General features: G+C 71.7%; 21 protein-coding genes. 16 read left to right on the top strand and 5 right to left on the bottom strand.

Features of this window, described 5'->3' with window-relative positions:
- Positions 1 to 26: 26 nt before the first annotated feature.
- From ACIA8K_RS34965 to cofC, 3 genes are all read right to left on the bottom strand, one after another.
- Positions 27 to 2,228 (bottom strand): RNA degradosome polyphosphate kinase, encoded by a 2,202-nt coding sequence (locus tag ACIA8K_RS34965; protein ID WP_396067221.1) that lies wholly within the window; start codon positions 2,226 to 2,228, stop codon positions 27 to 29.
- A gap of 241 nt (positions 2,229 to 2,469) precedes the next feature.
- Positions 2,470 to 2,667 carry a cold-shock protein gene (locus ACIA8K_RS34960; RefSeq protein WP_396067219.1) on the bottom strand — a complete coding sequence of 66 codons (198 nt, stop codon included), beginning with the start codon at positions 2,665 to 2,667 and terminating at the stop codon, positions 2,470 to 2,472.
- An 87-nt stretch (positions 2,668 to 2,754) separates the two neighbouring features.
- Entirely contained in the window at positions 2,755 to 3,399 is a 645-nt protein-coding gene (cofC, locus tag ACIA8K_RS34955) for a 2-phospho-L-lactate guanylyltransferase (RefSeq protein WP_396067217.1), read from the bottom strand.
- A 246-nt stretch (positions 3,400 to 3,645) separates the two neighbouring features.
- Here cofC and ACIA8K_RS34950 point away from each other — a divergent pair, with 246 nt between their 5' ends.
- The 12 genes from ACIA8K_RS34950 (at position 3,646) to ACIA8K_RS34895 (ending at position 14,545) form a co-directional block, all read left to right on the top strand.
- Entirely contained in the window at positions 3,646 to 4,644 is a 999-nt protein-coding gene (locus tag ACIA8K_RS34950) for an NAD(P)H-dependent glycerol-3-phosphate dehydrogenase (RefSeq protein ID WP_396067215.1), read from the top strand.
- Complete coding sequence (locus ACIA8K_RS34945; RefSeq protein ID WP_396067213.1) at positions 4,641 to 5,747, top strand: cystathionine gamma-lyase; 1,107 nt, start codon at positions 4,641 to 4,643, stop codon at positions 5,745 to 5,747. Before ACIA8K_RS34950 ends, ACIA8K_RS34945 begins: the two co-directional genes overlap by 4 nt.
- A gap of 44 nt (positions 5,748 to 5,791) precedes the next feature.
- Positions 5,792 to 8,014, top strand: a complete 2,223-nt coding sequence (locus tag ACIA8K_RS34940; protein WP_396067211.1) for an ATP-binding protein — start codon at positions 5,792 to 5,794, stop codon at positions 8,012 to 8,014.
- A 114-nt stretch (positions 8,015 to 8,128) separates the two neighbouring features.
- Positions 8,129 to 8,578, top strand: a complete 450-nt coding sequence (locus ACIA8K_RS34935) for an ATP-binding protein (RefSeq protein WP_396067208.1) — start codon at positions 8,129 to 8,131, stop codon at positions 8,576 to 8,578.
- Between the two features lie 83 nt (positions 8,579 to 8,661).
- A complete protein-coding gene (locus ACIA8K_RS34930) occupies positions 8,662 to 8,979 on the top strand; it encodes an STAS domain-containing protein (protein WP_396067206.1) in 318 nt (105 codons plus the stop codon).
- Positions 8,976 to 9,899 (top strand): NADP-dependent oxidoreductase, encoded by a 924-nt coding sequence (locus tag ACIA8K_RS34925; RefSeq protein WP_396067203.1) that lies wholly within the window; start codon positions 8,976 to 8,978, stop codon positions 9,897 to 9,899. The genes ACIA8K_RS34930 and ACIA8K_RS34925 overlap by 4 nt, the downstream gene beginning before the upstream one ends.
- A 210-nt stretch (positions 9,900 to 10,109) precedes the next feature.
- On the top strand, positions 10,110 to 10,493 hold the full coding sequence (locus ACIA8K_RS34920; RefSeq protein WP_396067201.1) for a GntR family transcriptional regulator: 384 nt from the start codon (positions 10,110 to 10,112) through the stop codon (positions 10,491 to 10,493).
- A complete protein-coding gene (locus ACIA8K_RS34915; RefSeq protein WP_396067199.1) occupies positions 10,490 to 11,377 on the top strand; it encodes an ATP-binding cassette domain-containing protein in 888 nt (295 codons plus the stop codon). Before ACIA8K_RS34920 ends, ACIA8K_RS34915 begins: the two co-directional genes overlap by 4 nt.
- On the top strand, positions 11,374 to 12,081 hold the full coding sequence (locus ACIA8K_RS34910) for a hypothetical protein (protein WP_396067197.1): 708 nt from the start codon (positions 11,374 to 11,376) through the stop codon (positions 12,079 to 12,081). Before ACIA8K_RS34915 ends, ACIA8K_RS34910 begins: the two co-directional genes overlap by 4 nt.
- Before the next feature lie 12 nt (positions 12,082 to 12,093).
- Positions 12,094 to 12,825 (top strand): hypothetical protein, encoded by a 732-nt coding sequence (locus ACIA8K_RS34905; protein WP_396067195.1) that lies wholly within the window; start codon positions 12,094 to 12,096, stop codon positions 12,823 to 12,825.
- A gap of 45 nt (positions 12,826 to 12,870) precedes the next feature.
- Positions 12,871 to 13,782, top strand: coding sequence for an ABC transporter ATP-binding protein (locus ACIA8K_RS34900; protein WP_396067193.1), 912 nt, complete (start codon positions 12,871 to 12,873; stop codon positions 13,780 to 13,782).
- Positions 13,783 to 13,801: 19 nt separating this feature from the next.
- On the top strand, positions 13,802 to 14,545 hold the full coding sequence (locus tag ACIA8K_RS34895) for an ABC transporter permease (protein WP_396067191.1): 744 nt from the start codon (positions 13,802 to 13,804) through the stop codon (positions 14,543 to 14,545).
- Positions 14,546 to 14,831: 286 nt separating this feature from the next.
- On the opposite strand, the gene ACIA8K_RS34890 is transcribed toward ACIA8K_RS34895, so the two are convergent.
- Both ACIA8K_RS34890 and ACIA8K_RS34885 read right to left on the bottom strand, forming a co-directional pair.
- Positions 14,832 to 15,401, bottom strand: coding sequence for a DUF3515 family protein (locus ACIA8K_RS34890; protein WP_396067189.1), 570 nt, complete (start codon positions 15,399 to 15,401; stop codon positions 14,832 to 14,834).
- Position 15,402: 1 nt separating this feature from the next.
- A complete protein-coding gene (locus tag ACIA8K_RS34885; protein ID WP_396067186.1) occupies positions 15,403 to 15,636 on the bottom strand; it encodes an Lrp/AsnC ligand binding domain-containing protein in 234 nt (77 codons plus the stop codon).
- An 87-nt stretch (positions 15,637 to 15,723) separates the two neighbouring features.
- Between ACIA8K_RS34885 and ACIA8K_RS34880 the strand changes: the two genes are divergently transcribed.
- The 4 genes from ACIA8K_RS34880 to ACIA8K_RS34865 all read left to right on the top strand — a co-directional run bounded on the left by ACIA8K_RS34880 (position 15,724) and on the right by ACIA8K_RS34865 (position 18,821).
- Entirely contained in the window at positions 15,724 to 16,677 is a 954-nt protein-coding gene (locus ACIA8K_RS34880) for a thiamine-phosphate kinase (protein ID WP_396067184.1), read from the top strand.
- Between the two features lie 41 nt (positions 16,678 to 16,718).
- Positions 16,719 to 17,453 carry a hypothetical protein gene (locus ACIA8K_RS34875; protein WP_396067181.1) on the top strand — a complete coding sequence of 245 codons (735 nt, stop codon included), beginning with the start codon at positions 16,719 to 16,721 and terminating at the stop codon, positions 17,451 to 17,453.
- Between the two features lie 68 nt (positions 17,454 to 17,521).
- Positions 17,522 to 17,983: a GNAT family N-acetyltransferase gene (locus ACIA8K_RS34870; RefSeq protein ID WP_396067177.1), complete on the top strand. Its 462-nt coding sequence runs from the start codon at positions 17,522 to 17,524 to the stop codon at positions 17,981 to 17,983.
- Complete coding sequence (locus tag ACIA8K_RS34865) at positions 17,913 to 18,821, top strand: chitosanase (RefSeq protein ID WP_396067175.1); 909 nt, start codon at positions 17,913 to 17,915, stop codon at positions 18,819 to 18,821. The genes ACIA8K_RS34870 and ACIA8K_RS34865 overlap by 71 nt, the downstream gene beginning before the upstream one ends.
- The last annotated feature ends 905 nt before the right edge of the window (positions 18,822 to 19,726 follow it).

The raw sequence follows: 19,726 nt of genomic DNA, 5'->3' as shown, positions 1-19,726 counted from the left end.
ACGTTAACCGTCTCGTCGGAACGCGTTCAGCTGTGCGACCGGATCGTGCGCCTGAGCAGCACGGACTGCAGGTGGTTGAGCGGCTTGTCGACGGTGGAGGTTCGCCGCACCCAGTCGCCGTCCGGCTGCAGGTCGAAGCCCTCGCACTCGTCGCTCATCGAGATCCGCAGCACGGTCTCCAGCTCCCGGGTCGCGGCCGGGTCGGTGACCTGCACCAGCGCCTCGACGCGCCGGTCCAGGTTGCGGTGCATCATGTCCGCCGACCCGATCCAGAACTCGGCCGGCTCCTCGTACCGCCCGGACTCCACGTCGGCGGAGGACGGGCCCGGCCCGAACCGGAAGATCCGCGAGTGCTCCAGGAAGCGGCCGACGATCGAGCGGACCCGGATGTTCTCCGACAGGCCGGGCACGCCGGGGCGCAGCGCGCACATGCCGCGGATCACCAGCTCGACCCGGACGCCGGCCCGGGACGCGAGGTAGAGGTGGTCGATGAACTCCTCGTCGACGAGCGAGTTCACCTTGATCTGGACCAGTGCGGGCAGGCCCTTCTGCGCGCGGGCGATCTGCCTGTCGACGCGCTCGATCAGGCCCCGGCGCACGCCGTGCGGTGCCACAAGCAGCCGGCGGTACGACGTCTGCCTGCTGTACCCGGTGAGCACGTTGAACAGGTCTGTGACGTCCGCCCCCACCTCCGGGTCCGCGGTCAGCAGGCCGAAGTCCTCGTACAGCCGGGCGGTCTTCGGGTGGTAGTTGCCGGTCCCGATGTGGCAGTAGCGCTTGATCTGGTTGCCCTCCTGGCGTACCACCAGGGAGGTCTTGCAGTGGGTCTTGAGACCGACCAGGCCGTAGACCACGTGGCAGCCGGCCCGCTCCAGCTTCCGCGCCCAGCCGATGTTGGCCTGCTCGTCGAAGCGCGCCTTCAGCTCGACGAGCACGACCACCTGCTTGCCCGCGGCGGCCGCCTCGACGAGCGCGTCCACGATCGGGGAGTCGCCGCTTGTGCGGTACAGCGTCTGCTTGATGGCCAGCACGTTCGGGTCGGCGGCGGCCTGCTCGATGAAGCGCTGCACGCTCGTGGAGAACGCGTGGTACGGGTGGTGGACAAGCACGTCGCCGTCCCGCAGCGAGGCGAAGATGCTCCGCGGCACCTCGCCGTCGATCAGCCGCGGGTGGGTGGCCGGCACGAACGGCTTGTCCTTCAGCTCCGGCCGGTCGACCGCGCCGTAGATCTGCCAGAGCGCGGACATGTCCAGCAGGCCGGGGACGCGCAGCACGTCGTGCTGGTCGACGTCCAGCTCGCGGACCAGCACCTCGAGCATGTGGTCGGAGATGGACGCGGCCACCTCAAGCCGCACCGGCGGGCCGAAGCGGCGCTGCGCCAATTCCCGCTCCAGCGCCTTGAGCAGGTCCTCGTCGCGGTCCTCGTCGACTTCCAGCTCCGCGTTGCGGGTCACCCGGAACAGGTGGCACTCGACCACCTGCATGCCGGAGAAGAGCTGGTCCAGGTGGACCGAGATCAGGTCCTCGACCGGCAGGAAGCGCGCGGTGTTGCCGGTCGACTTGATCACCACGAACCGGGGCACGTTGTTCGGCACCTTGATCCGGGCGAACAGCTCCTGCGGGCTCTCCGGCGAGCGGACCGAGACCGCGAGGTTCAGCGACCGGGACGAGATGTACGGGAACGGGTGCGCGTGGTCCACCGCGAGCGGCGTGAGCACCGGGAAGATGTGCTCCCGGAAGTAGGTGCGCAGCTCCTCGCGCTCGTCGTCGTCCAGGTCCGCCCAGTGCACCAGGTGGATGCCCTCGGCCGCCATCTTCGGCTGGACCTCGTCGCTGAAGCAGGCCGCGTGCCTGGCCACCAGGTCCGCGGTCCGGTCCAGGATCGTCTTCAGCTGGGTGCGAAGCGGCACCTGGTCGCCGCCGCGGACCGGGATGCCGGCCTGGATGCGCCGCATCAGCCCGGCGATCCGGACCATGTAGAACTCGTCCAGGTTGCTCGCGAAGATGGCGAGGAACTTCGCGCGCTCGAGCAGCCGGGTGTCCGGGTCCTCGGCAAGCGTCAGCACGCGTGCGTTGAAGTCCAGCCAGGACAGTTCCCGGTTGAGGAAGCGGTCCTCGGGCAGCGAGTCGTCCGGCTCCGGGTCCGCGCCGAACAGGTCTTCGATCGGCATCTCGTCGATCGGCGCGATCTCGGTCGCGGCGTCGGCGGTGGTGAGGTCCTGATTCATGTCGGCCACCTCTGCAGCGTCGGTCGTCTTCGTGGGCGATCCGGCTTCGTCGGCGGGCTCGGGTCTCCGGGACAGCGGCACATGGTCGCCGCTGGGCGGAACCTCGACCCTAGCAGCAGGAACATCGGCGCGAACGAATCTCCCGTCCGGGCCACGGTGGCGGACGGAGGCTGGCGCGATGCTCACCGAATCATCATCACCCGAAAAAGGTTACTGAAACGTGAATTCAGCGTCGCAAAGATCAGATGAGGCCGGGAAAGGTGATCGAGATTACCTCGCCGCGCTCATCCCGGTCGATGGTCATCCGCTGGCCGAGCCGCAGCAGCCGCAGCCCCGACGCGGCGAACGCGTCCGCTCCGAACGCGACCTCGCTCCCGTCGTCGAGCAGCAGCGTGCCGTGGTGGGTCTCTTCGTCGAAGCGCGCAACGGTCCCCTGCATGAGACCAAACCCTAGACCCCCGCATGGGTACGGCAGAGCCGCCGAACGCCATCAGCTGTGTCAGCGGGCGGGGTGGTGGCCAGGGTGTCAGCAGGGCGCCGCGCCGGGCCCGCACGGGGTGGGCGCCAGTGCGCCGGTGTGCGCGCCGACACCGAGCCGGTGCGCCGCGTCGAGGTCCGCACCGGTGTCCACGTCCCGCCGCAGGCTCGGCCAGTCGCCGGTCAGCGCCACCGCGCCGGACGCGGCATGCGCGGCCGCGGACGGACCCCCGAAGCGCGGGTCAAGCGGGACCCCGGGCGGCGCCGTGAGCAGCACCGTCCCGATTCCGGGCGCGTCGGCGGCGAACCGGCGGCGGGGCGGCGACTCCGTGGCCGCCCGCAACGCCGCGGCCAACTCGGCGGGGCGCAGTGCGGGCAGGTCCGCGGTCAGTGCGGCGCGCCAGGACCGGGCGGAGAAGCCGCTCTCGCCGTACCTGATGGCGGGGTTGAGTCCGGCCGCGGGCGTGTCCGGCGTCACCCGCGCGCCGAGCGCTATCACCACCTCGGCCACCACCGGGTCGTCCGTGACGACGAGCGCCTCGGCCACCTCCGGGCAGGCGACGACCGCGGCGACCGTGTCCCGGGCGAGCGCGAGCGCCAGCGCCTCGTGGGCCGCCTCCGGGACCGCACCCCGCAGCCGGCTCTTGCCCACCGACACCGGCTTGACCGGAATCACCACCGACCACCTCTGCACCGGTTCATGGTGCCAGCTCCGGGGCCGCTCATCGACCCGCGGCCGGGCGGGAGGCGAGCGTCACGTGGCCCGGCATTCGTCCGCCGGGCGCGGCGGATCGGCCCCGCCCTGGTCTGACCGGGTCAGGGCAGGCATGATTTCGCTTCAGGCCGGTGGCGCCGGGTAGGGATCCCCGGCAGTGGCGCCGGGCCTGAGCGCGCGACGCCGACCCGCGCCGTGCGCGGGCGAGCGGGAGGGACATACCTGATGCGGGCAGCCGTGCTGGGCGCTGGTTCGTGGGGGACCGCGTTCGCGAAGGTGTTGGCGGACGCGGGCACCGAGGTGACCATGTGGGCGCGCCGGGAGGAGGTGGCCGTGTCGATCCGCGACAAGCGGATCAACCCGGACTACTTCCCGGACATCCGCCTGCCGGACCTGATCACCGCCAGTCCGCACGCGGGCGAGGCGATCGGGGGCGCGGACATCGTGGTGCTCGCGGTGCCGTCCCAGACGCTGCGCGGCAACCTCGCGGAGTGGGTCACCCACCTGACGCCGGACGCGTCGCTGGTGTCCCTGATGAAGGGCATCGAGCTGAGCACCACCAAGCGGATGAGCGAGGTCATCCTGGAGATCTCCGGCGTGGCCGCGGACCGCGTGGTGGTCGTCTCCGGGCCGAACCTGGCGCCCGAGATCATGCTCGAGCAGCCGGCCGCGACCGTGGTGGCCTGCACCGACCTGGACCGGGCGCGGCTGGTGCAGAAGGCGGTCACCGCGCCGTACCTGCGGCCCTACACGAACACCGACGTGATCGGCGCGGAGCTTGGCGGCGCGGTGAAGAACGTGATCGCGCTTGCCTACGGCGTGGCCATCGCGATGGGCCTCGGCGACAACACGAAGGCGACGCTGATCACCCGCGGCCTGGCCGAGACGCTGCGGCTCGGTGTGGCGCTCGGCGCGGACCCGCTCACCTTCGCCGGACTGGCCGGCCTGGGCGACCTGGTCGCCACCTGCTCCTCACCGCTGTCCCGGAACCGGACGTTCGGCGAGCACCTGGGCCGCGGCGAGACGCTCGAGGAGGCGCAGGCGTCCACCAGGCAGACCGCCGAGGGCGTGAAGAGCTGCCTGTCCATCCGGGATCTGGCCCGCAAGCACGGTGTGGACATGCCGATCACCGAGCAGGTGGAACGGATCTGCCACGAGGGTGTCTCGCCGACAGTGGCGATGCACGCGCTGATGAACCGCTCGCTGCAGCACGAGGTCCGATGAGCACCGCGGGGGACGGCACCCGGGTGGTGCACGCGGGCCTGCCCGAGCCGGTGCCGGGCGAGCCGTTCCTGCCGGGCCCGGTCTTCGCGGCGCCGTACCACCTGGACCCGGTGGCCGGGCCGGGCGCGGCGGTGGACGGCTACGGGCGGCCGGACAACCGCACCCGCCGCGCGCTGGAGACCGCGATCGGCGAGCTGGAGGGCGGCGGGACGCTTGCCTTCGCGTCCGGGCAGGCCGCGATCACTGCGGCGCTGCTGACCGTGCTGCGGCCGGGGGACGCGGTGCTGCTGCCGTCGGACGGCTACTTCGCGGTGCGTGCGTTCGCCGCCGCGACGCTGAGCGAGCTGGGCGTGGACGTGCGGACCGCGCCGACGGCCGGGCCGTACCCGTCGTTCGAGGGCATCCGCCTGGTGCTGCTTGAGACGCCGGCGAACCCGGGCCTGGACGTCTGTGACATCCGGTCGGTGTCCGCGGCCGCGCACGCGGCTGGCGCGCTCGTGGCGGTGGACAACACGGCCGCCACGCCGCTCGGCCAGCGCCCGCTGGACCTGGGCGCGGACCTGGTGGTGGCGTCCGGCACCAAGGCGCTGACCGGCCACTCCGACCTGCTGCTCGGGTACGTCGCCGCGCGCGACGAGGCGTTGCTGTCCCGGCTGTCCACCTGGCGCGCGCAGACCGGCGGTGTGCCCGGCGCGTTCGACTGCTGGCTCGCGCACCGCTCGCTTGGCACGCTCGACCTGCGGCTGGCCCGGCAGACCGCGAACGCGGCCGCGCTTGCGCCGCTGCTCGCCGCGCATCCAGCCGTGACCGGCGTACGCTGGCCCGGCCTGCCCGGCGATCCGGCGCACGCGATCGCGAGCACGCAGATGCGGCGGATCCCCGGCCTGATCGGCTTCGATCTCGGCAGCGAGGAGCGGGTGGGCGCGTTCCTGACGACGTCCCGGCTGATCTTCGCGGCCACGTCGTTCGGCGGGCTCCACACGTCCGCGGATCGTCGCGCACAGTGGGGCGACGACACCACAGCCGGTTTCGTCCGGCTCTCGTGCGGTGTGGAGGACACAGCGGACCTGGTCGCGGACGTGAAGGCGGCTCTGAAGTCTTGATTCATTCGCACCCCGACAACGGGGGCGAATGGGACACTTGCGTCGTGGGCTGGTGGCGCGGGCGGTGGGACCGGCGATCGCACGGGCACCGCGGCGCGCTGCTGGCCGCCGGGACGGTGCTGGTGGCCGGGCTGTCAGTGATGGCCGCCACCGCGTGGGCGCTGCACCGGCAGGACGAGGCGTCCGCCGACCGGATCATGGATCAGCGCACGTCGCTCGCGCAGAACGCGGTGACCGCGCAGACCCGCCGCTACGTCGACCTGCTGCGCGCCGTCGCGGCCGGGCTCGGCGAGGCGTCCGAGCTGGACTCGCGCACGTTCCAGGACGGCACCGCGCCGCTGTCCGGGTCCGGGCTGCCGGGCGCCGTGTCCGTCGCCTACGTCGCGCCGGTGCTGACCGCGGACGTCGCGGACGCGCAGGCACGCTGGCAGCGGCTCAGCGCGGGCCCACTGACGCTTGATCCGGTGGCCGGCGCGCCCGAGCACCTGTTCACGATCTTCTCCCGCACGCTCGACGGCGGCGCCGCGCCGATGCTCGGCCTCGACGTGGCCCGGGCCGCTGAACCGTCCGCCGCGTTGACCGAGGCGCGGCGCACCGGGCGGACGACTATCTCCGACGCATACGTGCTGCTCCGCGACCACCACCTGCCCGAGGCGCAGCGGCAGCGGTCGTTCGTGTTCGCGACCCCGGTCAACCGCGGCGGCGCGTTCGCCGGCTGGCTGGTGATGGGGATGCGCGGTCAGGACTTCCTCGGCGAGGTGCTGGCCGTGTCCGGGCAGGAACAGCTGGGCGGCAGCCTGACCGCGACCGACGGTTCCGGCATGCCCACCACGGTCGCGGTACTGCGCGCGCCAGGCCACCCGGACCTGCGCCGGGAGAGCACGGTGGAGGTCGCGGACCGCCGCTGGACGCTCACCACAACTGCCGACTCCTCCCGGCTGCCCGGCGGCCACAGCGCGCTGCCGCTGACCACCGGGGTGGCCGGGAGCGCGATCGTGGCGCTGCTGGCCGGCCTGGTCTACGTGCTCTCCACCGGCCGGGCCCGGGCCGAGCACCGGGTGGTCGCCGCCACCGCGGAGCTGCGCCAGGCGGAACGCGAGGCACGCCGCCAGTCCGGCCTGCTGGCCGCCGTGATGAACAGCATCGGCGACGGCGTGGGCGTGGTGGACGAGCACGGCGAGTTCCTGCTGCACAACCGCGCGGCACGGACGCTGCTCGGCGTGCAGGAGGACATCGCCGGGCTGGAGGGCTGGCAGGAGCACTACGGCATCTTCCGCCCGGACGGGACGCCGTTCCCGTCCGAGCAGCTGCCGCTGGCCCGCGCGCTGGCCGGCGAGTCCTCGGACGGTGTGGAGATGGTGATCCGCAACCCGGGCCGGCCGGACGGCGTCCTGATCTGCGTGGACGGCCGTCCGCTGGAGCCGAGCGCCGGCCAGCGCGGCGCGGTCGCGGTCTTCCGGGACATCACCGAACTCCGCCGGTACGAGTCCGACCTGGCCGCGTTCGCAGGCGTCGTGGCACATGACCTGAAGTCGCCGCTGGCAATCGTCTCGGGCCACTGCGAGGCGGCGGACGAGATCCTGGCCGAGATCCTGGCCGCGCCGCCGGGCGGGGACGAGGGCACGTGGCGGCCCGCGGCCGAGGAGGCACGGGAGACGCTCGGCCAGGCGGTCGGCGGCGTGCAGCGGATGGGCGCGCTCATCGACGACCTGCTGGCGTACACCACGGCCCGGGACGCGCCGCTGCGGCTGCGCGCGGTGGACCTGGGCGCGCTCGTTGCCGAGGTGGTGGCGGACCGGACGAGCCGGGGCGCTGTCGGTGGCGGAACCGCGCCGCGCATCTTCGTCGGCGAGCTGCCCGAGGTGATCGCGGACGCCGGGATGCTCCGCCGGGTGCTGGAGAACCTGATCGGCAATTCGGTCAAGTACGTGCGCGAGGGCAGTACGCCGCACGTCGACGTGACCGCGTCGACGGATCCGGTCGGCTGGGCGCACATCCAGGTCGCGGACCGCGGCATCGGCATCCCGGACGCGGACAAGCCACACGTCTTCGACTCGTTCCACCGGGCGCACGAGGGCACCGGGTACGCCGGAACCGGCCTCGGCCTGGCGATCTGCCGCCGGATCGTGGAGCGGCACGGTGGCACTGTGGCGGTCGGCGACAACCCGGGCGGCGGGACCAGGATCCAGTTCACGCTGCCGCTCGCGACCGCGCTGAGCGGCCCGGTGACGTCCCCGCACCGGTCCGGCGAGAGAATCGGCTCGTGACCGCGCCCGCGTGACTGATGATCGGCGGGCCGAGGTCATCTAGGCTCGTGCTCAGACGACCGCGATCGCATCGCGAGACACCGCGCGTTTTCCGCGTGGACGGGAGGAGCGTGGATGGCTGGCGACAGCGCCGGAGCGGACCTCCTTCTCGACCTGACCTTCACCGCGACGGACGTCACAGCGCTGCGCCACCGGATCGCTGATCTGGCCCGCGGCATCGGGCTCGGCGGCGACCGGCTGGACGACTTCGCGCTGGCCGCCTACGAGTTGCTTACCAACGCGGTCCGGCACGGCGGCGGCACCGGGCGGCTGTGGCTGCTCCGGGCGCCGGACCGGCTGGTCTGCCAGGTCGCGGACGACGGCTGGGGATTCGTCGCCGAGGGCCGGAAACCGGGCGAGCGGCCGCCGGAGCCGACGTCGCCGGGCGGGCTGGGCCTGTTCCTGGCGGAGCAGCTGACGGACGGGATCGAGATTGTCAGCGGCGGCAACGGAACCACTGTTCGCATCTACATCACTACAGAAAGCGAACAATCGGAGTCGTCATACCCGATGTCCATCGGCTGACGGATTACCCTTGTTCCGCGGCAAGCACGTGCACAAGGATCGACAAGCGGCAGGAGACACGCGGCCGGAACGGAGGAAGTCCCGTGGCGTTCACGGTTACGCCGGAGTCCGGTGACACCCGGACAGCCACCGTGCGTCTCGCCGGTGAGCTGGACATGAGCACCGTCCCCGTACTTGACACCGCAATCACGCAGCTGGTCGGCACCGGGCGCAACCGTCTGGTCGTTGACCTCGCCGAGCTGGCGTTCTGCGACTCCACCGGGCTGGCCTGCCTGGTGCGCGGCGACAACCGCTGCGCGGCGGACGGCGGCTGGCTGCGGGTGACCAACCACCGCGGCCACGTGGCCCGGGTGCTCGCGGTCAGCGGCCTCGACGAGTTCCTCCAGTACGAGGCGCCGTGAGAGCGGTCCGCTTCGCGGAGACCGGGCCGTCCTCAGTGCTCCACGTGGACGACGACGTGCTCGAGCCGCACGCCGGCCCCGGCCGGATCCGGATCGCTGTCGCGGCCGCCGGCGTCAACGCGTGGGACCGGAAGGTCCGCTCCGGGCTGGCCGGCATCCCGGTGCCCGCGCCGCGCATTCCCGGCGGCGACGCGGCAGGCGTGGTGGACGAGGTCGGCGACGGCGTGACGGGCGTTTCCGTGGGCGACGAGGTCTTCGGCATCGGCCCGGCCGGCGTCACCGCGCAGCACGCGGTGCTCACGCACTGGGCGGCCAAGCCGGGCGGGCTCTCCTTCGTGCAGGCGGCCGGGCTGCCCACGCCGGCCGAGACCGCGGTGCGCGCGCTCGACCTGCTCGGCGTCGGCGGCACAGATGTGCACCGGGGTGACCGGCGGGAGACCGTGGTGATCAGCGGTGCGGCCGGCGGCGTCGGGCTGACCGCGGCCCAGCTCGCCCGCGAGCGCGGCGCCCACGTGATCGGCACGGCCAGCCCGGCCCGGCACGACCTGCTGCGCGCGCTCGGCATCACGCCGGTGGCCTACGGCGCCGGGCTGGCCGGGCGGGTGCGCGCGCTCGCTCCGGACGGTGTGGACCTGGCGCTCGACGCAGCCGGGCACGGCGTGGTCCCGGAGCTGATCGCGCTTACCGGCGACGCCGCACACGTGGTGTCGATCGCGGACTTCTCCGCGCACGGCGCCCGCACCACCGACGGTGGCGAGGGCCGGTCGTGGCACGCGCTGGCCGAGGTGGCCGCACTGATCGAGGCGGGCCGGCTGGAGTTGCCTGTCGCGTCCACGTTCCCGATGGCGGAGGCCGCGGCGGCGCACGATCTGAGCGAGAGCGGCCACGCGGGCGGCCGGGTCGTCATCCTGATCGGCTGACCCCCTTCGGCCGCACCGGCAGTGCTTCTGGCCTGCCTGTGGGTCGTCGCGCGTGCTCCCCGTACCTCCGCTGACGTCTTTGAATTGGGCCCTTGTCCCGGGGGCCTTTTTTGTGTCTTCCGGGTCTTGGTTCGTTGGTGCTAGGGTTCATTGCACAAGTAATGAACCAACCAAGCTTGGCAGCTGAGCAGCGGCGAAGGGGGCGAGGCGATGTTCGACGACCGCAGCCCGATCTATCAGCAGATCGCCGACAAGATCAAGAACGAGATCCTCACCGGGGCGCTCAAGGAGGACGAGCAGGTCATGTCGACAAACCAATACGCATCCTTCTATCGGATCAACCCGGCCACCGCGGCCAAGGGGTTTCAGCAGCTGGTCGACGAGGGCGTGCTCTACAAGAAGCGGGGGATCGGCATGTTCGTCAGTCCACAGGCCCGTGACAGGCTGCGCGGCCAGCGCCGTGAGCGGTTCTTCACCGACGTGGTGGACGCGATGATCGCCGAGGCCCGCATGATCGGCATCCCGCTGGACGAGGTCGTGGCGCGCATCGCCACCGCTGCGGAGCCGGCCTCGACGGGGGAGGCCGGGCGATGAGCATCCCGGTCTCGGTGCGTGGCCTGCAGCTGCGTTACGGCGACGCGGTCGCGCTCGACGGTCTCACGTTCGACCTGGCCGGCGGCAAGATCTACGGACTGCTCGGCCGCAACGGCTCCGGCAAGACCAGCCTGCTCTCCGTGCTTGCCGCGTTCCGCCGCGCCACCGGCGGCACAGTGCTCGTCGACGGCGAGGACCCGTTCGAGAACGCGCGGATCACCCGGCAGGTCTGCCTGATCCGCGACAACGTCGACGCGGAGGACACCGACCGGGTCGGCGGCGTTCTCGGCCTCGCCGCCCGCCTCCGGCCGAACTGGGATGCCGACTACGCGTCCCGCCTGGTCAAGCAGTTCGACCTGCCGCTGCGCAAGCGCGTCTCCGGGCTCTCCCGGGGCGGCCGCTCCGCGCTCGGCGTCACGCTCGGGCTCGCCACCCGCGCGCCGCTGACCATCTTCGACGAGTCCTACCTGGGCCTCGACGCGCCCTCGCGGTACACGTTCTACCAGGAGCTTGTCGCGGACTACGCGGAGAACCCGCGGACGATCATCCTCTCCACGCACCTGATCGAGGAGGTGGCGAACCTCTTCGAGGAGGTGCTGATCATCGATCGCGGCCGGCTGCTGGTCCACGAGGAGACGGAGACGCTTCGGCAGCGCGGCGCCACAGTCACCGGTGAGGCGGGCGCGGTCGACGCGTTCGTCACCGGCAACGGGCTTGAGGCGCTTGGCGAGAAGCGGCTCGGCGGTACCAAGGCCACCACCACGTACGGGCTGCTCACCGACGGGCAGCGCCGCGCGGCTGCCGCGTCCGGGCTGGACATCTCGCCGGTCGGGCTGCAGGACCTGTTCATCCACCTGACCGCCGCCGCCGGGAGCCCACGATGACCGCCGTGGCCGCGACGCTGTTCCGCCGGGTCCGGGCCTGGTACGCGGGCTTCGCGATCCTGCTGGCCGTCGTGGTCGCGGTCATCGCCGCCCTCGTCGCCGCGTCGGGCTCGCTGACCACGAGCGCCTGGCTGCTCGGCTCCGCCTCCACGGTCAAGTGGTTCGTCGGGCCGACAGCAATCATGCTCATCCCGGTCTACCTGCGGCAGTACGTGTCGCTCGGCGTCACCCGGCGGCAGTTCCTCGGCGGCGGACTGCTCTTCTCGCTCGGCTCCGCGGGCGTGGCCGCGCTCTACACGATGGCCGGCTTCGGCGTCGAGCGGCTCGTCTTCGGCGCGGCCGGGCTGATGGACGGGCTCACCGAGCCGTACCCGGTGCACTCCGCCGGCTCCGCGGCCGCGGTGCTGGTCCGGGCGTTCCTGATCTACCTGGCCCACATCTGTTCCGGCTGGCTCCTCGGCGCGGCCTTCTACAGGTTCGGCCCGTTCGGCGGCCTGGTCCTGATCCCGCCGGCGGTGCTGCCCGCGCTCGGCTCCGAGGTGTTCTTCGGCTCCGAGTGGAGCGTGGTCCACCCCGTCACCGTCGCCGGCGTGGAGCTGTCGTTCGCGGCCTCCGCACTGCTCACCGTCGCGCTCGTCCTGGCCGGGGCCGTGGTCGTCCACGCGTTCGGCAGGTCCGTCGCCATCCGCGGCAAGATCACCTGAGGAGGGACTCCGATGAACCGTCACCCCGGCGTCACCGCCGTCCTCGTCCGGCGCATGGCCGGCTTCCTGGTCCCGATGGTCTCGATGTACTGGGCGATCATGACGATCGTCTACCTGGGTGTGACCGGCGCGATCGCGGTCTTCGACACTGTCGAGCAGAGCATGTGGCACAACATCGCCGGGCCGCCGCCGCGGTACTGGCTGCTCTCCATGGGCATCGTCACGGTGGTCCAGGCCCGGACCTATGTGGCGCTGGGCGTCACCCGGCGGCAGCTCGGCGAGGCCTACCTGGTGCTCTACACGCTGATGGCGCTGCTGTTCGCCACTGTCTACGCCGTCGGGTTCGCCCCCGAGCACGCGGCCTACGCGGCAGGCGGGCTGCTGGACCGGCTGGCCGAGCCGTACCCGATCGCCGGGCCCGGCGACGTGATCCGCATCTTCACAGGCGCGATCCTGGCCAACCTGGCCCACCTGGTCGCCGGCGCGCTGATCGGCATCGGCTTCTACCGCTACGGCGTGTGGGGCGGGCTTCTGATCATCCCGGTTGCGGCGCTGCCCGCGGTCGCGGTCGAGGCGGCGTTCGGCGCGCAGTGGGCCGGGCAGGGCCTCAACCATCTCCTCGGACTTCCGGTGGCGCCGCTGCCGGTCGGCCTCGCCATCAGCGCCGGGATCCTCACGATCCTGGTGGCCGGCACCTACCGGGTGTACCGCACCATGCCGGTCCGCCCCGCCTCGACCCGCTGACTTACCGGACGCCGACCCCTGAAACGCGTGAACGCGGAGGTTCCCATGTCGTCAGTCATCGAGCTGCGCAACCTGAACAAGCGGTACGGCGACACCGTCGCCGTACGGGACGTCTCGCTCACCGTCGAGCCCGGCGAGATCTTCGGCATCATCGGCCCGAACGGCGCCGGCAAGACCACAACTGTCGAGATGGCCGCCGGGCTGCGCCGCCCGGACGCCGGCACGGTCCGGGTGCTCGGCCTCGACCCGCAGCGCGACGGCCGTGACCTGCGCCGGCAGGTCGGCATGCAGCTGCAGGAGGCCGCGCTGCCGGACAAGCTGCGGGTCGGCGAGGCGATGCGGCTCTACGCCTCGTTCTACCCGCACCCCGCGGACTGGCGCGAGCTGCTCGACGTGCTCGGCCTGAGCGCGAAGCGGGACACCGCGTTCGGCAAGCTGTCCGGCGGGCAGAAGCAGCGGCTCTCCATCGCGCTCGCGCTGATCGGCAACCCGAAGGTGGCGTTCCTCGACGAGCTCACCACCGGGCTCGACCCGGCCGCGCGCCGCGAAACCTGGGACCTGATCGAGTCGGTCCGCAACCGCGGCGTGACAGTCGTGCTGGTCAGCCACTTCATGGAGGAGGTGGACCGGCTCTGCGACCGGATCGCGGTCATCGAGGGCGGGCGGGTGCTCGCGGTCGACTCGCCGGCCGGGCTGATCGGCGCCGTCAGCGCGGACCAGCGGATCAGGTTCGTGCCGGAGACGCCGCTGCCCGCCGGCTTCCTGTCCGGCGAGCCAGGCGTCTCGGTCGACGCGTCCGGCCGGGCCGTGGTGGTCACCGGCGGCGGCGACCTGCTCTTCACGGTGGTGTCCGCGCTCGCGGCCGCCGGGATCCGTCCCCGCGAGCTGCGCATGGATCAGACCACGCTCGACGACGCGTTCCTGGCCCTGACCGGCCGCCACCTCGGTAACGACTGATTTTTCGGGAGATATCGTCATGCGACCGATAACCGCGCTCACCGTCTCCGAAGGCCGGCTCTTCCTGCGCGACGGGCTGTCCGTCTCGATGGGACTGCTGTTCCCGTCACTTCTGCTCGTCGTGCTCGGCACCGTACTGCCCGGCTTCCGCGACGCCGACCCGGACATGGGTGGACTCCGGCCGATCGACATCTACGTGCCGATCATCGTGGCCATGGCGCTCGCCTCCATCGCCATCACCACGCTCCCCACCCAGCTCGCCACCCATCGCGAACGCGGCGTGCTCCGGCGGATGGCGACCACGCCTGTCGGACCGGGCGCGTTGCTCGGCGCGCAGCTGATCGTCAACGTGGTCGCGATGCTCACCTCGGTCGCGATCGCGGTGACGCTCGGGGTGACGGTGCTCGGCGTACCCCTGCCGCACTCTGTTCCGGCCTTTGTGGGTGTGCTGTTCCTGGGTTCGCTCGCGATGTTCGCAATCGGGTTGCTGATCTCCGCGGTCACGCCCACGGCGAAGGCGGCAAGCGGAGCCGGGATGCTGATCTACTTCCCGATGCTCTTCTTCGCCGGTGTCTGGACACCCGGGCCGACGATGCCGGACACGATCCGGCGGATCGCGGAGTTCACGCCGCTCGGCGCGGCCTCCCAGGCGCTCTCCGCGGCCTGGTCCGGCACCGGCGTGACGCCGCTGTCCCTGGCCGTGATGGCCGGCTACGCGGTCGTGATCTCCGTGCTCGCGCGGCGCTTCTTCCGCTGGTCCTGACCGCGTCGCCGGACCCGGTCCGAACGTCACACTCCAGCCGCGACAGCCACATGCCGCCGGCGGAATCGCGCGATCGCCGCCCGAGCCGCGTGGCGATCGGCCCGTAGCCCGCAGCGGTGACACTGACCGGGCAACGCCGCACCCCAGACGACAGAGCCGGCGGCAGTCGAGCCGGTCCGCGGCGGGAGCGGGAAGGTCTGGGCCCGGCCACCGCGGGGCTTGAGCCCGCGGGAGCGTGCGGGCCGGACCACCGCGGGAGCGGGAAGATCGGGCTTGATCCGGGCTGTCAGCCGGTGCAGCCGGTGGGGACGTCGGGCCGGGCGAAGAGCGTGGAGAGCACTGTCGCGGAGAACTCCGCCGCCCACTGGCCGGGAGAGTCGTAACTCTTCGGGATGGTGATGCTTACCGGGATCTGCCGGTCCACAGTCGTCCAGGTGGTGCCGTCCGCTTCCTCGGTGGCGTGCCAGCAGACCTGATTCAGCGGATAGACCAGATCGGTGGCGAGGAAGGACGGCTGCTCGCCACCGCAGGCCACGGTGATCGCCGGGTCGCCGTAGGCCGCGTTCTGCTCCGGGCCGGCCGAGACCGGGCGCTGCGCCAGGTCGCGGACGGTCAGCGGCAGCTGGGAGGTGAGCGCGCGGCACGCAGTCCGCGCCTCCTCGGCCAGCGTCGGCGCGGCCACCTCGACAGGCACCGTCGACGCGGGCTGCGGACCGGCCGACGACGGCGCGGCCGCCGGGGTGCCGGACGGCAGCGACGACAGCGCGACGAACGCCACGGCCAGCGCCGTGGGCACCGCGACGACGGTGGCCCACAGCGCTGCCGTGCGGGTAGTACGGTCTTTCTCGGCGGGCATGTTAGAGCCGCACCACCGAGCACGTCAGGGTCCGGGTGATCCCCGGCACCAGCTGCACCTTGCTGACCACGATCTTTCCCAACTCGTCCACCGTCGCGGCCTCTGTGAGCACCACCACGTCGTAGGGACCCACGACCGCGTCGACCCTGATCACGCCGGATATGTTGCTGATCTGCGCGGCCACGTCACGCGCGCGTCCGACCTCCGTCTGGATGAGGATGTACGCCTGGACCACGACACGACTCCTATCCGCCGCCGCCGGCGGCTCGATTGGTGAAACTACCGTACGGAAGTGCAGGTCGGTGTGCAGGAGGAGCGCAGGGTGACTGAGGCTAGGACAGTGGCGACGACCGGTGAGTTCGGGCTGATCGCCCGGGTCACCGCGCGGCTCACCACCGGCCCGACCTGCCTGCTGGGCCCGGGCGACGACGCGGCCCTGGTCGCCGCCCCGGACGGCAGGGTCGTCGCCTCCACCGACGTGCTTGTCGACGGCAGGCACTTCCGCCGCGACTGGGGCAGCGGCAACGACATCGGCCACCGCGCCGCCGGGGCGAACCTGGCCGACATCGCCGCGATGGGCGCGTACCCCACAGCGCTTCTCGTCGCACTCTGCGCGCCGCCGGACCTGGACGTGGCCTGGGCCGAGGAACTCGCGGACGGGCTGTCCGAGGAGGCCGAGCTGGTCGGCGCCAGCGTGGTCGGCGGCGACATGTCCGCAAGCCCCACCCTCACCATCGCGGTCACCGCGCTCGGCGACATGCACGGCCTGCAACCGGTCCTGCGCAGCGGCGCCCGGCCGGGCGACCTGGTCGCGATAGCGGGCCGGATCGGCTATGCCGGCGCCGGCTACACCGTGCTGTCCCGCGGGTTCCGCACGCCGAAGGTGCTCGTGGACGCGTACCGGCGGCCGCAGGTCCCCTACGCCCAGGGCCCGATCGCGAACCGGCTCGGCGCCACCTCGATGATCGACATCTCGGACGGCCTGCTCTCCGACCTCGGGCACATCGCCAAGGCCAGCACGGTCGCGGTCGACGTGTGGCGGGAAACGTTCGATGTGCCGGACCAGATGCGCGACGCGGCCACCGCGCTCGGCGTCGACCCGTACAGCTGGATCCTCGGCGGCGGCGACGACCACGCGCTCTGCGCGACCTTCCCCGCGGGCGTGGCACTGCCAGAGCCGTGGCGGCAGATCGGCGTCGTCACCGACGGCACCGGCGTCACCGTCGACGGCGACACCTGGACCGGCCGGCTCGGCTGGGACCACTTCAAGAGCTGAAACCCGTTGCGGGGGTACGCCCCGAGCCTGATCATGGCGTCGTGGACGCGGACCCGGACTCGGACCCGGACCTGGACGAGCTGCTGGCGACCGCGCTGGACCCGGACGCAGACAAGCGACTCCAGGCCGTGGCGGACCTGCCCATCCGCAGCGGCGACGCCGACGACGTCCACCGTGACCGGGTGACGGCGACGCTGATCGCGCTCACCACCGACCCCGATCCGGACGTGCGGGACTGGGCCACATTCGGGCTCGGTTGCCAGCTCGAACACGACACACCGGCCATCCGGGCCGCGCTCTGGGCTCGCGTCGGCGACCCGGGCGCGCATACCACCGACGAGGCCGTGTTCGGTCTCGCCCGGCGCCGGGACCCGCTCGCCGCCGCCATGGTCGCGGAGGCCCTGGCCGAGCCCGAGGTCGCACCGCTGTTCTTCGGGGCGGCCGCGTTCCTGCGGGACCCCGGGCTGGCGGACCGGCTGTGGGCGTTCGACGAGCCGGGCGCGGACGAGGACGACGTGGTCCGGGTCGCGCTGCGCGAATGCGATCCCGGCCTGCGCGCGGAACGGGACGACTTCGTACTCCGGCTGATGGATCTGCTCTTCGAACGGGCCGCAGAGCACGAGCCGGCCTTCTCCTGCGGCGTGCTCGACCTCGACATCTCGATCCGGGTGAAGGCGCTTCCGGAGAGCGCGGGCGGCTGGGACGTCGAAGCCCTGCGCCGGCTCTGCGACGGTGACGCGCGTGCCGCCGCGGAATTCGTGTTGGCCCGGCTCTGACCAGGTAGCCGTTGTGGGAATCTCATTCGCTTGGGTCTTGGCGGCCTGTGGTCGTACCCTCTCGCACTGTGAAGGACTTTGAGGTGCGGGCGGTGCGGTACGACGACCCCGAGGCGAAGACCGTGCTGACCGCGGCGCTTGCAGAGCTGGCCAGCCGGTACGGCGGCACCGGCGACGACACCCCGATGGACCCGGACGAGTTCACGCCGCCGCACGGCGACTTCCTGGTCGGGTTCCTCGACGGCGTGCCGGTCGCGGGCGCGGGCTGGCGTGCGCACGGCGACGAGGACGCGGAGCTGAAGCGCATGTTCACCGCCGCGTCCGTACGTGGCCGGGGCATCGGGCGGAAGGTGCTGGCCGCGATCGAGGAGTCCGCGCGGGCCCAGGGACGCAAACGCGTGATCCTCGAAGTCGGCGATCTGCAACCGGAGGCCATCGGCATGTACCACGCTTGTGGGTATGAGCGGATCGAGAACTTCGGGTACTACCGGGACGAGCCGGGCTGCCTCTCCTTCGCTCGGATCCTCTAGGGTCGCGGCGCTCGCGCTGCTGATCGTCGCGGTGCTTGTGGCCGCGGTCGCGTTCGCCCTGATCGGCGAGAGCGACCGCCGCCCCGGCCTGATGATGAAGGCGGCGACAAAACCGGCCGCGCCCCGCCGCAACCTGGACGATCCGGCGAAGAAGGACATCGCCATGCGGTTGGTGTCAAGCGCGGAGAACTCGTCGCTGAACTGGCGGGCCCAGTACGGCTACATCGAGGACATCGGGGACGGCCGGGGATACACCGCCGGAATCGTTGGCTTCACGTCCGGAACCGGAGATCTGCTGCAGCTGGTGGAGCGATACACCAGAACATCACCCACAAACAGCCTCGCACGGTACGTCGCGGCGCTGCGACGGGTGAACGGGACCGCATCGCACGCCGGACTCGACCCGGGGTTCCCCGCGGCCTGGCGTGCGGCCGCCGGGGATCCCGCATTCCGTGCCGCCCAGAACGGCGAGCGCGACCGGGTGTACTTCAATCCGGCCGTGGCGCGCGCGAAGAAGGACGGACTGCGCGCCCTGGGCCAGTTCGCCTACTACGACGCGATGGTCATGCACGGGCCGGGCGGAGACCCGGCAAGCTTCGGCGGAATCCGTGCCACCGCCATGCGGCGGGCGAAGACACCGGCTCAGGGCGGCGGCGAAGTCGCGTACCTGCACGCTTTCCTTGACGCCCGAGCAGCCGCAATGCGCACCGAGACAGCACACGAGGACACCACCAGGGTAGATACCGCCCAGCGCATCTTCCTCACAGCCGGCAACCTCGACCTCAATCCCCCCCTCCGCTGGGCCGTCTACGGCGACCGTTTCGAGATCAAGAAGTAAGAATCCTGTGAGCCTGTGGGAGCCCTCCGCGGCCCTCTGTGAGCCCTGCGCGGCCCTCCGGGGGGCCTCCGGCGGCCCTCCGGGGGGAGCGCTCTGGCTCCGGGGCAACCGAAAGCACTTTCAGCTGCGCTGCTAAAGCCTGTCTGTGGCCGGGTTTCGCGCGGCCTGTCTGCCCCGTCTGCCGTCGACCCGGGCAGAGCCGAGCAGATCATCGGCAGGGCCGCCAGGCTGGGTGGTGACGGCGCGGCTTGATCGGGTCTTACGAGTCTTCTGGTCACGCTGGTTTCGCCGGGCTCCGGCCTCGCGGTGGCCCCGTGCCTCTGGTCGCGCTGCGCCATGTTGGTATCTGCCCGTTGGTGGCGGCCCTGCCGATGATCTGCTCCCCAAAGGGCGGGTCGACGGCAGACGGGGCAGCCAGGCGGTCACCTTTGTGTGTGCTCCGCACACCGGCTCAAAAAGCCCGCACACCCTCCACCCCGGTCAGCTCAAAAACGCACGCTCGCTTCCCCCGAACAGCTCAACAGCATCGGTTGCTTCAGCCGGGTCGCGTCCGAGCATGCGCGCCCCTCACCCGGGTAGCTCAGTGCATGCGCGTCCTTCACGCCGGAAGACCCATCCACGCGCCATTCGAACTCTTCCACGCAGATCTGGAATCGACCCGGCCAATCCCTGTACCACGACGTGACGCAACCGCACCTGCGACGGAGCCACAAACAGCATTCGCTCTCTACCTTCGGCTCAAAACACCCCGACTGCGCTCCCGTATAACCACTGCTCAGCGGCTACACCAAGCCCAAAAATCAGACTGCCGCCGCCCCACTAAACGCGCCCACCGAGGGTGTCGGGGCATGGCGCCTTACGTAGGGATCAAGCCTGACCGCCCGAAGTAAGGCGCCATGCCCCGA

Origin of the sequence: Catenuloplanes sp. NPDC051500, assembly GCF_044454585.1 — a bacterium.
In the GTDB taxonomy this organism is placed as follows: Bacteria; Actinomycetota; Actinomycetes; order Mycobacteriales; family Micromonosporaceae; genus Catenuloplanes.
Note: the sequence above shows the minus strand (reverse complement) of the source record. Positions and strands in the feature narration are given on the sequence as shown.